This window comes from Streptomyces sp. NPDC046261 (genome assembly GCF_040646235.1).
Classification (GTDB): domain Bacteria; phylum Actinomycetota; class Actinomycetes; order Streptomycetales; family Streptomycetaceae; genus Streptomyces.
The window spans coordinates 1-13,703 of record NZ_JBEYZU010000032.1 but is presented as its reverse complement, the minus strand read 5'-3'; the positions used below and the strand labels follow the sequence as shown (position 1 = coordinate 13,703).

12 protein-coding genes are annotated in these 13,703 nt (G+C 70.7%); 7 read left to right on the top strand and 5 right to left on the bottom strand.

Going from position 1 to position 13,703, the window contains the following annotated elements; all coding sequences use genetic code 11:
- Positions 1-6: 6 nt before the first annotated feature.
- Positions 7-2,016 carry a SpoIIE family protein phosphatase gene (locus ABZ956_RS29730; RefSeq protein ID WP_361900336.1) on the bottom strand — a complete coding sequence of 670 codons (2,010 nt, stop codon included), beginning with the start codon at positions 2,014-2,016 and terminating at the stop codon, positions 7-9.
- Between the two features lie 268 nt (positions 2,017-2,284).
- On the opposite strand from ABZ956_RS29730, the gene ABZ956_RS29725 reads away from it, so the two are divergent.
- Together ABZ956_RS29725 and ABZ956_RS29720 are read left to right on the top strand one after the other, a co-directional pair.
- Positions 2,285-3,418, top strand: a complete 1,134-nt coding sequence (locus tag ABZ956_RS29725; protein WP_361900333.1) for an amidase domain-containing protein — start codon at positions 2,285-2,287, stop codon at positions 3,416-3,418.
- Positions 3,419-3,827: 409 nt separating this feature from the next.
- Positions 3,828-5,048 (top strand): glycosyltransferase, encoded by a 1,221-nt coding sequence (locus ABZ956_RS29720; RefSeq protein WP_361900330.1) that lies wholly within the window; start codon positions 3,828-3,830, stop codon positions 5,046-5,048.
- A gap of 168 nt (positions 5,049-5,216) precedes the next feature.
- On the opposite strand, the gene ABZ956_RS29715 is transcribed toward ABZ956_RS29720, so the two are convergent.
- A complete protein-coding gene (locus ABZ956_RS29715) occupies positions 5,217-5,519 on the bottom strand; it encodes a hypothetical protein (protein WP_361900327.1) in 303 nt (100 codons plus the stop codon).
- 437 nt (positions 5,520-5,956) lie between these two features.
- Between ABZ956_RS29715 and ABZ956_RS29710 the strand changes: the two genes are divergently transcribed.
- A complete protein-coding gene (locus ABZ956_RS29710) occupies positions 5,957-6,541 on the top strand; it encodes a hypothetical protein (RefSeq protein ID WP_361900324.1) in 585 nt (194 codons plus the stop codon).
- 35 nt (positions 6,542-6,576) lie between these two features.
- On the opposite strand, the gene ABZ956_RS29705 is transcribed toward ABZ956_RS29710, so the two are convergent.
- Both ABZ956_RS29705 and ABZ956_RS29700 read right to left on the bottom strand, forming a co-directional pair.
- Positions 6,577-8,637 carry a phosphocholine-specific phospholipase C gene (locus ABZ956_RS29705; RefSeq protein ID WP_361900321.1) on the bottom strand — a complete coding sequence of 687 codons (2,061 nt, stop codon included), beginning with the start codon at positions 8,635-8,637 and terminating at the stop codon, positions 6,577-6,579.
- Between the two features lie 190 nt (positions 8,638-8,827).
- Entirely contained in the window at positions 8,828-9,763 is a 936-nt protein-coding gene (locus tag ABZ956_RS29700; protein WP_361900318.1) for a DUF5995 family protein, read from the bottom strand.
- A gap of 267 nt (positions 9,764-10,030) precedes the next feature.
- Here ABZ956_RS29700 and ABZ956_RS29695 point away from each other — a divergent pair, with 267 nt between their 5' ends.
- From ABZ956_RS29695 to ABZ956_RS29685, 3 genes are all read left to right on the top strand, one after another.
- Positions 10,031-10,294 (top strand): hypothetical protein, encoded by a 264-nt coding sequence (locus ABZ956_RS29695; RefSeq protein ID WP_361900315.1) that lies wholly within the window; start codon positions 10,031-10,033, stop codon positions 10,292-10,294.
- 98 nt (positions 10,295-10,392) lie between these two features.
- Positions 10,393-11,040, top strand: a complete 648-nt coding sequence (locus ABZ956_RS29690; protein WP_361900312.1) for a DUF4360 domain-containing protein — start codon at positions 10,393-10,395, stop codon at positions 11,038-11,040.
- Positions 11,041-11,235: 195 nt separating this feature from the next.
- Positions 11,236-11,892, top strand: coding sequence for a DUF4360 domain-containing protein (locus ABZ956_RS29685; RefSeq protein WP_361900309.1), 657 nt, complete (start codon positions 11,236-11,238; stop codon positions 11,890-11,892).
- A 30-nt stretch (positions 11,893-11,922) separates the two neighbouring features.
- On the opposite strand, the gene ABZ956_RS29680 is transcribed toward ABZ956_RS29685, so the two are convergent.
- Positions 11,923-12,507: a TetR family transcriptional regulator gene (locus ABZ956_RS29680; protein WP_361900306.1), complete on the bottom strand. Its 585-nt coding sequence runs from the start codon at positions 12,505-12,507 to the stop codon at positions 11,923-11,925.
- Between the two features lie 218 nt (positions 12,508-12,725).
- On the opposite strand from ABZ956_RS29680, the gene ABZ956_RS29675 reads away from it, so the two are divergent.
- Positions 12,726-13,433, top strand: a complete 708-nt coding sequence (locus ABZ956_RS29675) for an NAD(P)-binding domain-containing protein (protein WP_361900303.1) — start codon at positions 12,726-12,728, stop codon at positions 13,431-13,433.
- Positions 13,434-13,703 lie beyond the last annotated feature (270 nt).

Below are 13,703 nucleotides of genomic sequence, written 5' to 3'. Positions count from 1 at the left end.
ACCCTCTCAGACGTCCGCGGCGGGCAGGCGCAGGGCGATCAGGCAGATGTCGTCGCGGCCGGTGGCGGCCGGCTCGGCGAGCAGGGTGTCGCAGAAGACGTCCAGGGGCTCGCGCGCCAGCTGGGCGGCGGTTTGGGCCAGCCGTCCCAGGCCCTGGTCGATGTCCTCGTCGGGGCGCTCGACGAGGCCGTCGGTGTAGAGCAGGAGGGTGCCGGCGGCAGGCAGCGGCTCGATGGCGCTGACGCGCCAGTCGTCGCCGAGGGGCAGGCCCAGCAGCGGGGAGGTGGCCTGCTCGAGGTAGCGGGTGGCGCCGTCGGGGCTCACCAGCAGCGGCGGGGGGTGGCCGGCGACGCTGTAGTGGGCCTGCCAGCCCCCGGTGGCGGTCCTCTCCAGGCGTGCCAGGGCACAGGTGGCGGTGCCCTCCTCGGGGTTGAGGGTCTGGGTGGCGCGGTCCAGGCGGCGGATGATGTCGCCGGGCGGTTCCTGGCGGTCGGTGGCCAGGCCCCGCATCATGTTGCGCATCTTGCTCATCGTCACGGCCGCGGCGATGTCGTGGCCGGCGACGTCACCGATGACCAGGACGGGGGCGCCGTCGGGCAGAACGAAGCTGTCGTACCAGTCGCCGCCGACCTCGGCGGCGGTGGGGCTGGGCAGGTAACGGGCGGTGATGTGCAGGCCCTGGGGCTGGGGCGGCGCGGTGAGCAGACTGTGCTGGAGGGCGAGAGCGACGCGCCGGGTGCGCTGGAACTCCGCGATATGGCGCAAGGGCTCGTGAGCCTGTTCCAGGAACTCTCGCATCAGGGCCATGTCGGCGGGTCCGATCGCCTCACGCTCGCCGCAGGCGAAGGCGTCCACGACCGCGGCGAGGGCTCCGTCGATGACGATGGGCACGATCACCATGCTGTGGGCGCCGGCCCGCTCCAGCCAGGAGATGGTCGCTGGCGGCGCGGTGTCGGGCGGGATGGCATCGGGGGTGAAGGTCTCGTGGATGGCACGCCGTTCGCGGATCGCCCGGACGAAGGCGCTGCCCGCCTCCAGGCGCTCCTCACGACGCCCGGGCAGTTCGGAGGGCAGCCCCTCGCGGGTGCGGGTGGCGATGCGCTCGACGGTGACGGGTCCCTCGACGGCCACGTGGCCGTCGATGGCCGGCAGGAGGTAGATGCCGCACTTGTCGGCCAGTGCCGGGACGATCACTTCCGCCAGAGCGGCCAGTGCCTCGCGCGGCTGGGTGGCTTCGGCCAGGACCGCCGCCGCACGGGCCAGCAGGTCCTTGCGGCGCGTCTCGAGCCACCGCTGCTCGATGTCGGTGCAGGTGCCCACCCACTCCACGACCGTGCCGCCCTCGCGGACGGGGACGGCCTTGACGTCGAAGTGCCGGTAGGTGCCCTCGACGGTGCGCAGCCGGTAGACGTGTTCGAACTGGTCGGGCACCTCTTCCAGGGCGCGCCGCCAGGCGGTCATCATCGGTGCGCGGTCGTGGGGGTGCAGGGCGTCCAGCCAGCCGTCGCCGCGGAACTCCTCCCAGCTCTGGCCGGTCACCTCTTCCCAGCCGGGGCTGGGTTCGATGGTGCCGCCCTTGGCGGCGGTCACCCACATCATGTGCGTACCGGTGGCCACCAGGCTCTCGTAGCGGCGCAGCGCACGCAGACGTTCCTCCGACAGCAGCCGGGCCCGTTCGGCGGCGCGGACCTGGTCGCTCACGTCCACCGCCACGACCAGGACACCGCCGTACTCCTCACCGGGGGCGGGGCTGATGGCCGAGAGGCTGAAGGTGAAGAAGCGCTCGGCGGCGGCGATGTGCACGGGGGCGGCGGTGACGGTGACGGCCTCGCCCGTGGCCATGACCTGGTCGAGCAGTTCGAAGCAGGCGTGCTCGCGCAGGTCGGCGAAGACCTCCGCGAGGGGGCGGCCCAGCGGGCGGTCACCGAAGAGTTCACGGTAGACGCGGTTGGTATAGGCCAGAGTGTGGCGGGGGCCGCGGGTGACGGCCATGGCGACGGGAGCCGGGTCGAACATGGACCAATCCGGATCCGGGGGCGGTGGAGCACCCTCCCTTTCGTGCGGTGCGCGTCCTCTGGGCGGCCGTGTCATAGCTCCCAGAGTGCCCCACCAGCCCAAGAGATCTCGGCAGACGCCCCGCGCGGGGGACCGCGCCACGTCCGAGTCCTCCGGCGGAGGTATCCGTAACGGTGCGTGAGGCATTCACACACCTGTATGGAATTATGATCTATGTGCGAAGATTCCGTCCCCCGGTCCATCCGGACCGGGTGACAAGGGGAACTTCGTGAAAAAAACTACGCTCAGATGCGCGATCGGAGCGGTCCTCACCGTCGCCGTCTCGGCCGCGTTCCTGCCCTCGGCCATCGGCACGGGTGCGGACAAGAAGCCGGGCAAGGTGGACAACGCGACGGTCGATTCCTTCGGCCGCCTCGCCGAAGCGGTTCTGACCGACCGTACGACGGCGCTCCTGGACAACGGATCCACCGGGCGAATAGCCCCGAAGCGCGAGAAGAAGGTCCGCCTCTCGGCCGAGCTGGCACGCAGTGAGGACGGCGCGCTGTCCTCGCTGCGGACCCGCAAGTCCCGCCTCGCCGGCCTGGGGGAGGCGTACACCTCCGCCGCCACCCAGGTCACCGCGGACAGGACCAGCGTCAAGGGCAAGCGCGTCACGGTCGAGGTCACCGAGACCACGACGCTGACGTACAAGAAGATCCGCGGCGACGAGCCGGAGAACACCGGCTTCAAGGCCCGCCACGAGCTGACCTTCACCGCCTCCGGCGGCAAGTGGGAGCTGACGGCCATCCGGCCCATGGACCAGGGCCCCAGGCCGGTCAACGCTCCCGTGACGAAGGTCGCGGCGGCACCGAGCGCCAACTCGATGCCGAAGGCGAAGCCCGCCTCGATCTCGTACCCGGGACGCAAGCCCTCCGGCAAGCAGGCGACCGCCGGCAACGACTACAAGGCCATGGCCGCCTACGCCGAGAAGTACTGGCGGAACTACAACCCCGAGTACCAGAAGTTCAACGACGCCGGCGGCGACTGCACCAACTTCATCAGCCAGGCCCTCAAGGCCGGCGGCTGGAAGAACGCGTCCGGCTCGGCCTCGGACTACCGCGCCTGGTGGTACGACTCCTCGTCCCAGTCCACCTCCTGGGTGGGCGCCAACGAGTGGTCGTGGTTCACGCTGAACGCCAAGCGGGCGACCAACCTGGCGAACGTGTACCAGATGGACATCGGCGACATCATGCAGATGGACTTCGACGGTGACGGGTCCAAGGACCACTCCATGATCACCACGTACCGCAGCAGGGCCGGTGTCCCGTACCTGACGTACCACTCGACCAACACGTTCCGGAAGTCGGTCGCGAGCATCATCGCGTCCAACCCGGACGCGGTCTACTACGCCTACCGCACCTGATCGCCCGCCGGGCCGGGCTGACCGCCCGGCCCGGCGGCCCATGGGAACAGGCAGGTCGCAGGGCCCCGGAACGGTTCGCCGTCCCGGGGCCCTGTCGCTTCTCTCCCGCCCCGGCGCGGGCCTCGAACACCAGCTCGTCACCCCTACGGTCAACTTCCCCTGCGGGGACGGTGACCATAAGCTCGACAGTGCGGCAGTGTCCCCTGCCGGGCGGCGACGACCGCCGCGGTCACCTGCTCGTTCGGGTTCGGCGGCCGGAGCGCCGTCCTTCCGTTCACCACCCCCCTGACCCATTCCCCGACCCTTCGCGGCGCCGCGTCGCCCTGCGGAGTGGTCCGGGACAGGGGCGCACGTCCGCGCCCCGGCACGTCATCCACCCCGTGAATGAGCGCGCTCGAAAGGAGCCGCCATGCGTGTTCTGTGCACGGTGACCGGATCGCCCTCGCATGCCCGGGCCATGCTGCCCCTGGTGTCCGCGCTCGCGGCGGCGCGCTGCGAGGTGCTGATCGCCGGCCCGCCGCAGCTCGTACCGGTCTTCGCCGACAGCCCCGGGCGGACCACCGACGTCATGGCGGACCCCCACGACCACATGCGCCGGCTCCTGCGCGACGGCGCGGACACCACCGGGCGGCCGGAGGCGGACCCGGCTCAGGCATGGATCGAGGTGTTCGCGGGCACGCACGTCGCCGACAGCTTCACCGCTCTGCTGCCCCTCGCCCAGCAGTTCGCCCCCGACCTCGTGGTGCGCGACGGCGGGGAGTTCGCCGGATGCCTGGTGGCCGAGGCCCTCGGCGTGCCGCACGTGTCGGCGCCCTCGGGGGCCGCCAACCACATCGACCCCGTACAGCTGATGCCCGTGCTGAACGGACACCGCAGCCGGCTGGGCCTGCCCCTCGCGCACGATCCGTACGGCATCCACCGCTACGGGCGCATGGACTGCATGCCGCCCCAGTACTCCTTCACCGTCCACCCCGCCCCCACCACCATCAACTACCGTCAGCCGGCCGACGTCGACCACGCCGAGGCCCTGACACCGTGGATGGCCGCGCTGCCCACCGACAAACCCCTGGTCATCGCCGCCGTGGGCACCGTACTGCCGGCCCTGGCCCGGATGCGCGACGCCGGTGCGCGGATCCCCCCGGCCATGGAGGCCCTCTTCGACGCCTCGGAACTGCTGGACGCGATCGTCGCCGGACTGTCCATGGTGGACTGCGTGGCCCTCGTCGCCACCGGCGGCACCCGGCCGGCAACCACCCGGCGCCACGGCAACACCCACCTCGTCGACCACATCCCCCAGCCCCTGCTGCTGCGCTGCGCCCAGCTGTTCATCACCCACGGCGGCTACAACAGCATCAGGGAAGCCGTCGGCGCCGGGGTGCCCATGGTGGTGACGCCCCGGTTCGGCGACCAGCTCGCCAACGCCGACCGCGTCCAGGAATTCGGACTGGGCAGGCGGATGGGCGGCCCCGGGCAGGTCCCGGACGCCACGGACGTCGCCGCCGTCTGCGAACGCCTCCTCGACGACCGGCACGTCGCCGCGCACACGCGCCGCGCCCAGCGGCAGATACTGGCCCTTCCGCCCATCGAATCGGCCGTCGCCGACCTGGAACGGCTCGCGCGCACCGCGTAATATCCGCTGTCACGGGCGGACATGAAAACGGCAACGGCTCTTTTCCGTCGCTGCTCAGCTGATTATCGGGAACCGATGCCTGACAATCCGCTGACGAAGTACTGACAGAACTGGACGGGGCACCGACGCGGGTCCCGGGAGCCGTCCCCGGGACCCGCGGTACGTCCGTCAGTCCCGGCCCTCGGGCCGTTCGCCGTCGGCGGTGATGCCCTCTTCGTCGGCGACGCTCTCGACGAGCTGGGCGGCCGTGACCATCCCGATGCGGTCCAGCACCTCGAGGGACTCCAGCACCACCGCACGGGCCAGGTCGGCCATGACCGCTCCCCAGCGGTCCCGCTCCTCGAGTTCCCCGGGCGTGGCCGCCGACCTCAGGGCGTCGACCCGCGCCGACGCCTCGGCGTGCCGTGCCTCCAGCTCCCGTACCCGGTGCACCGCCGCGAGGATCTCCTCGTCCGTCACCTTTCCGGCCATGTGCGCGCTCCCTTCCTCGTTTCCGCTCGCCCGCCCCTCGTCCCCCGGGCGGGCTCTTCCGTACCGCAGGACGCCGGACGAGCCGGGCGGGTTGTCACGGCAGGTGATGTGCGCCGAAACACTTCCCGGCCGCCGGACCGGGACAAGAATCACATTCCCCTTGCCTTCCAGCATTCTCAAAAAGGCACTCGAGCCCATCCGATCATTTCGCCCCCGCAGAGTTCGGACGAGCCGGGGATCAACTTCCGGAAAACCCCCGTGACCTGCGAAGCTTGCGATTTCAACGAGGGAATGTTCAGGTTTATCGGGCACTGCGCCGCCTAGCGGCCGCCCCCGTCGACGCCGAAGTCCCGGCCGTCCGGATAAGCCTTGCCTTTGTAAGGGTCTGTGTTTGGAGTATTGACGTGCCTGCTTTGTCGTCGGAATCATCTTTGTCCGTGGTGCCACACCTTCGCCCCACCTCCGCCACGACACCGGGCGCCCGTCACGCCCGGCCCATGGGTCTGTACGACTCCTGGTGGACGATCACCGGCGCCGCACTGGCGATCTGCGCCATCTGGGGCGCGAGCGTGTGGATCTCCCTGCACCTGCAGGCGGACGCGGCCCTGCACACCGCCGCACTCTTCGTCCACCTCGCCTGCCTCGTGCTCGGCTTCGGCGCCGTCCTCGTGGCCGACTACTACGGCCTGCTGTGGATCACCGGCCGCTGCTCCCTGCGCGACGCCCTCGGCAGTGCGAGCCGTCTGCACCTGCCCATCTGGGCCGGCCTCGCCGGACTCATGGCCAGCGGCACCCTGCTCCACCCCGACCCGTCCTCCACCCTCACCTGCGTCAAGCTGGCGCTGGTGCTGCTCCTCAGCCTGAACGGCCTGCAGGCGGGCCTCCTCAACCAGCGCATGGCCCGGCACGCCGGCGCCGCCCCCGGACCCCGCCTCCTGGCCTGGGGCGGGGCCACCGCCCTCGTGTCCCAGGTCTGCTGGTGGGGTGCCGTGATCATCGGATTCCTCAACACCCAGAGCTGAGCCGGGCGGAGTCCGGGGAGGCGGCGACGGCGCCGTCAGCCGGTGGCGATCGCCGGATCGCTCACCCCGGCCTCGCCGTTCTCCACGTGCCCGGCGAACCGGCGCAGGAACGTGCCGTCGGAGCCGGAGACCACGGACAGGTCGTACCAGCGCTTGCTCGGGCGCAGGTCGACGGTGTGCACCACGCGTCCGCCGGCCCGCACCGTGAACGTCCGCCTCTCTCCGCCGTAGGCGTTCGTCACGGTGAGGCGGCATTCGGTACCGCCGGCGTTGGTCATGGTCAGCTCGATGCCGCCGCCGTCGGCGGCCACGTGCCGGGCGGTGACTTCGGGGCCCGCCACCGAGCCAGGGCCCCTGAAGGTGCGCAGGAAGCCGTTCGGGCCGAACACCGACAGATCGTACGAACCCTTGGAGTAGGCGGAGTTCCAGGTGTCGGACAGCTTCGCGCCGGGCCCGGCGGTGTACGTCCACGGACCGTCCGAGCGGTTCTGTGAGGTGACGGTGAAGCACGCCCCCGCCGCCGGGCCGGCGCTGAAGGTCAGCGTGAAGCGCCCCGTCGACGGCGTCGCCGAGCCGTCCACCACGGGCGCGTACGGCAGCGGGCGCGTGGGCCTGGAGCCCGGCTCCTGCTTGGGCAGGGAGGGGTTGGCGGGCGGCTTCGGTATGTAGTCGGGGTGCCGCTCGTGGTCGCGCGGCCGGTAGGCGGAGGTGTCGGGGAGCTCGGCGTGCCCGCTCTGGTGCAGCCGGAAGTCGAAGGCCGAGGTGAGGTCGCCGCAGATCGCGCGGCGCCAGGGCGAGATGTTGGGCTCGCCCACGCCGAAGCGGCGCTCCATGAACCGCAGGACGGAGGTGTGGTCGAAGACCTCCGAGCAGACGTAGCCGCCGGTGCTCCAGGGGGAGACGACGATCATAGGAACGCGCGGGCCGAGTCCGTAGGGTCCGGCTGCGTAGCGGCTGTTGCCGGCGAAGACGTCGAGGGCGGTGGCGACGGTCGAGGCGCCCTGAGCGGCGGAGGCGGGCGGGAAGGGCGGCACGACGTGGTCGAAGTAGCCGTCGTTCTCGTCGTAGGTGATGAACAGGGCGGTCCTGCTCCACACGTCCGGGTCTGCGGTGAGTGCGTCGAGGACCTGCGCGATGTACCAGGCCCCGTAGTTCACGGGCCAGTTGGGGTGCTCGGAGAACGCCTCGGGGGCGGCGATCCAGGAGACCTGGGGCAGTCTTCCGGCCTTCACGTCGGCCTTCAGGATGTCGAAGTAGCCGTCCCCCTGCTTGACGTCGGTCCCGGTACGGGCCTTCTCGTAGAGGGGATCGCCCGGCTTGGCGTTGCGGTAGTTGTTGAAGTACAGCAGCGAATTGTCGCCGTAGTTGCCGCGGTACGCGTCGTCGATCCAGCCCCAGTGGCCGGCGGCGTCCAGGCCGTCGCCCCGGTCCTGGTAGATCTTCCACGACACCCCGGCCTTCTCCAGCCGCTCCGGGTAGGTCGTCCAGCCGTACCCCGCCTCCTCGTTGCCGAGGACGGGGCCGCCGCCCTTGCCGTCGTTGCCCGTGTGCCCCGTCCACAGGTAGTAGCGATTGGGGTCGGTGGCCCCGATGAACGAGCAGTGGTAGGCGTCGCACACGGTGAACGCGTCGGCGAGCGCGTAATGGAACGGTATGTCCTCACGCGTGAGGTAGGCCATGGTGCCCGCCGACTTCGCGGGGATCCACTGGTCGTACTTGCCGCGGTTCCAGGCCCTGTGACCGCCCGCCCAGTCGTGGTTGAGGCCGGCGATGAACTGCATGCCGAGGTTCTCGGCGTCGGGGCGGAAGGGCAGTACCTCCCGGCCGCCGTCCGGCTGGTGCCAGACCGACTTGCCGCCGGGCAGGGTCACCGGACGGGGGTCGCCGAACCCGCGAACGCCCTTCAGGGCACCGAAGTAGTGATCGAAGGAGCGGTTCTCCTGCATCAGGACGACGATGTGTTCGACGTCCTCGATGGTGCCGGAGCGGCGCGTGGCCGGGATGGCGGCGGCGCGTTCGATGCTGCCGGCCAGGGCCGCGTAGCCCGCGGTGGCGCCCGCGATCTGAAGGAAGCGGCGGCGATTGAGTTCAGCCATGAGTCTGGGCACCTCTTGGAGTGTGAGGGCTGGGACCAGCGAAGTGTTCCAAGTGCAGCGAGCGTCTGGGAAGGGAGGGAAGGGGCGGTGTCGCCCGGGTGACGGGGCGCCGTACGGGGGACGAACGTGATGACCGGGGCCGTGCGGCACGGAGCCCGCCGGCGCCCGCATCCCCTCCGGCCGCGGCGGTTCAGCCGCCGTCCGGCAGCCGGCCCGACCGCAGCGGGACGGGCAGCGGCAACGGCGTCCAGGCCGGGGGCGCGACCCCCACCGGCCCTGTGCGGCCGTCGCGGCAGTACGCGTCACGCACCAGGCCGTAGCCCGGGACCTGCACGGACGCCAGCAGCGTCGCCCACGCGGCGGCGTTCGCCTCGACGGCGCGGGAGGCCGCGCGGAACTCTCCGGCGCCGTCCGCGGCGGCCAGCCGCCGGGCATAGTGCCATGCGTTCTGCCGCCACAGGACGAACAATTCGTGCGCGGTGAAGTGCGCGACGGGGTTCCACCGGTCGTCGGCCAGGGCCAGCAGCGGATCGTAGCGGCGGGCGATGTCCCGCACCGAGGGTCCGTACGCGCGGTCGAGAACGGTCTGGAACCGGTCGAAGTCGCCCTTGCGTGAGGCCCCGTCGGCGCGGACGAAGCCGAGCGCCGCGAGGACGTAGGGCATGTCGCGCTGGATGTGGGCGTTGGCGCCCAGCAGGGCGTCCTGCCCGGCGTTGGTGCGGCCCGTACGGGCCGCGTCGAAGGCGATGCGCCAGGCGTCCGGCGCCGGGCGCCCGGCCCGGTCGGCCTCATAGGCCCGCAGATAGCTGCTCACGAACGCGGCGTTGAGGTCACGCGCCACCCAGGAGGGTTCGGCGAAGAACCCGGGCCGCTCCCGCAGCGTCTCCCGCAGCGTTCTCTGCACCCATGTGTACTCGGCGGCGAAGGGCGCGTGATGGTCACAGCCCAGCCGGTCGCGCAGCGAGACGAGCGTCCCCTCCAGCCGTGCCGCGCACTCCACCGCGGACCCACGGCAGGTCAGGGCCCGGCCCTGGGACCGCCCGTCCGCCGGTGCCGCGCCCAGCTGCACCACCACGGCCGCGGTGAGGGACACCGCGACGGCCCGCACGGTCTCAGTCGTGAACACGAGAGGGCCTCCGGACCGATGAGCGGAACGGGAAGCTCCGCTGCCTCCCGGCCCTGCCCAACGAGCCCGCCCCTGCCAGGCAACGCGGCGGATCGAGACGCTGCGTGACCTGCCCGCACGGCTCGACCGGCTGTCGGGCATCGACTGCACGGGTGACGGCACGCGCCGCGAGCCCGACGAGTACGAGGACCCCGACCTCCTGGACATCGCGCAGAAGGCGGTCCACGAATCCGATCCGTACGCGTGATCCGGGGCTAGCCTCGGATCATGAGCGCTGACGTTCCCCGGTACACCGTCGTCCTGAAGCCCCAGCTGACCGACGAGGAGGCCCATCCCCGCCACGGGGCCACGCTTCGCTCCGCGACCGTCGAGGCCACCGGGGAGCTGGGCAGGTCGGGCTTCCCCCGTTACTCCGGCGAGGGTGTCCAGGCGGACATCGACCCCGAGACGCGCACCGTCGAGGCGGTGACGGTCGACGGGAAGGCCCTGCCGTACGGCTGGGTCGCGCAGGTCGCCGACAATGGCAAGTAACATCCCGAGGTTCGGCTCAACCTGACCTGTACATGACCCGTTTCCGGTGGTGGCATGAACCCCGCGGCGTCGGTCCGCGGACCAGCGGGAGGGTCTCCATGTACAGACCGGTGATGACAGGCAGCGCGGCCGTAACGCTTCTGGTCGCTTCGTTCACGCCGGGGACGGCCGTGGCGGACGTCAGGGTGCCCCCGCCGGACCGGGTCGTGATCGACCTGGTCTCGGTCAACGGGTCGGGCTGCCCCGCGGGCACGGCCGCCGTGGCGGTCGCCCCGGACAACACGGCGTTCACCGTCACCTACAGCAACTACCTCGCCCAGGTGGGCGTCGGCTCGGCACCGACCGACTTCCGCAAGAACTGCCAGCTCGGCCTGAACGTCCACGTCCCGCAGGGCTTCACCTACGCGATCGCCAGGGCGGACTACCGCGGCTTCGCCCACCTGCAGCGCGGCGCCACGGGCCTGGAGCGGGCCAGCTACTACTTCCAGGGCATGTCGCAGACGTCCTCGGTCAGCCACCGCTTCGCCGGCCCCCTCAGCGACAACTGGCAGACGTCCGACGTCAACGAGGCCAGCGCCCTCGTCTACGCCCCCTGCGGGGCCCAGCGCATCCTCAACGTGAACACCGAGCTGAGGGTGAACGCGGGCAGCTCGGACGCCTCGACGACGAACAGCTTCATGGCGATGGACTCGACGGACGGCAGCGTCAACACCCTCTACCACTTCTCCTGGAAGGAATGCTCCTGACCGGCTGCCCCGGTCCCGTTCCCGGCTTGCGGAACGGGTGAGGCGGACACGGTGCGGCGCCGGGCCATGGGCCGGCGCCGCGGGCCGCACGACAGCGCGGTATCGGCTCAACCTGATCTGTACACCTCTCGTCGCTGGTGGTGCTATGAGCCCTCAAGCGTCCGAGTGGGCCCCAGGGCAGTAGGAGGGATCTCCATGTTCAGACCCGTGACGATCGGCAGCGCGACCGCGGTTCTCCTCGCCGCGTTGTTCACGCCCGGGACCGCCGCCGCGGACGGGGTTCCTCCGCCGGACAAGATCGTGATCGATGTCGTGTCCGTCAACGGGTCGGGCTGTCCCGCCGGCACCGCGAACGTCTCCGTCTCACCGGACAACACCGCCTTCACCGTCTCCTACAGCAACTACATAGCCCAGGTGGGCGTCGGGTCCAAGCCCACCGACTTCCGCAAGAACTGCCAGCTCAGCCTGAACGTCCACGTCCCGCAGGGCTTCACCTACGCGATCGCCCAGGCGGACTACCGCGGCTTCGCCCACCTGGAGAAGGGCGCCACGGGCCTGGAGCGGGCCAACTACTACTTCCAGGGCATGTCGCAGACCGCTTATGTGAACCACCATTTCACCGGCCCGGTCAACGACAACTGGCAGACGACCGACACCACGGACATCGAGGCGCTGATCTACGCGCCCTGCGGGGCGCTCCGGTACTTCAACGTCAACACCGAGCTCCGCGTGGACGCGGGCACCTCCGACCCCACCAAGACGACCAGCTTCGTCGCCATGGACTCGACCGACGGAAACATCAGCACCCTCTACCACTTCGCCTGGAAGACGTGCCCCAAGCCCAGGTCGTGAGGCCGGCGCTCACCGCACCGGGCCGAGCGGTCACGGAGCCGCGCCGGCGGGGGCGAATACGCGCCGCATGACCGCCTCCACCTCGCCGCGTGCCGGTGGCGTGCTGCCGGCCAGGCCACGCAGGGTCAGTCCCGTCATGGCCGCCGCGGCGGCCTCCGCGGTCGTCCGGTCGACGTAGGAGAGCAGGGCCCCGACGGTGAGCTCGATGTCCCGGTCCGCGAGCGCCCGCAGCGCGGGGCGCCGCAGGGCGGCCAGGTACAGCTCCAGCTCGACCGTCCGCTGGTCGCGCTCCGGCCCGAAGCAGCCCATCAGCACATCCGTGAGCAGCACGGTCAGCTGCTCACGGGTGAGCTCCGGGCGCTGGGCGACCCACTGCTCCAGGTCGGCGGCGTACCGGTCGACGGAACGCCGCAGGGCGGCCTCGATGAGGTCGTCCTTGGTGGCGAAGTGGTAGGTCGTCGCCCCGAGCGGGACCCCCGCCTCCTCGGCGACCGCGCGGTGCGTGAGCCCTTCGACGCCCCGTGCGGCGATGACGCGCTCGGTGGCGGCCGCGATCTCCTCGATCCGCCGCTGCGGGTCGCGCCTGCGCCGGGGTGCTTGCTGGTCGGCCGTCATTGCCTGTCCTCTCGGGAGCTCGTCTCTACGGTCAGCGTAGTACGTACGTACTGAAGCGGCGCCTCTTGGCCCACACATCCGGCCCAACCTGCGGTTACTCCGGCCCGGTGCTGCCGTTTCGCGGCCATAAATTGAGGAGTATGTCCGTATTGCGCACCCTTCGCGGCAGCATTACAGTACTAATGTACTGTTCGGAAGTCAGCGCAAGGAGCACCCTCATGAAGATCGCAGTCCTGGGCACCGGTGGTGGCGGCCGCGCCCACGCCGCCAAGCTGCTCGAGCTCGGTCACGAGGTCATCGTCGGCACCCGTGACCCGCGGGCGACCCTCGCCCGCACGGAGCCCGACATGATGGGCAACCCGCCCTACAAGGAGTGGCTGGCCGACCACCCCGGCATCACCCTCGCCACCTTCGCCGAGGCGGCGGCCGCGGGCGAGCTGATCATCAACGGCACCGACGGCATCAACTCCGTCAAGGCCCTCACCAGCGCGGGCGCCGAGAACCTGGCCGGCAAGACGCTCGTCGACTACGCCGTCCCCTTCATCTACAACCCCGACGTCGAGCACCCGTGGCCCACGCCGTGGGGGATCATGCCGCGCCTCGAGCCCGTGGACGTCGACAGCCTCGGCGAGCAGATCCAGCGCGCTTTTCCCGACGCCAAGGTCGTCAAAGCGTTCGTCACCCAGGAACAGGACACCGTCGTCAATCCCCGGGCCATCGGCGACGGCGACCACACCATGTTCATCGCCGGTGACCACGCGGACGCCAAGAAGGCCGTCACCGCCCTGCTCGAGTCCTACGGCTGGAGCGACATCCTCGACCTCGGCACTCTCGTCGCCGCGCGCGGCATGGAGATGTACGCCCACATGCACAGCGCCATCGGCCTGGCCCTCGGCGGCCACTTCGGGGTCAAAATCGTGCGCTGACCAGCGAGGACGCGCCGCATGGCGGCCAGGCGTCCACCGGCCTCACTCCGTGCGCGGCCCGTAGGCGAGCGCTCGCGCTCGGTGCGCACGGTGTGAGGCCGCCCATAGGGCCCGGATCACCTTCCCCTTTCTTTAGTAAGAGGTGGGGTGTATTCGGTGGGGTGCTCGGTGGTTAGTGGGGGTGTTTTACGGGGTGGGGTAGTAGGTCACATGATTGCCAGGGGTTTTCGCTGCCGCTAACAATTACGGGGTCGCACGGCGCCGTCGATC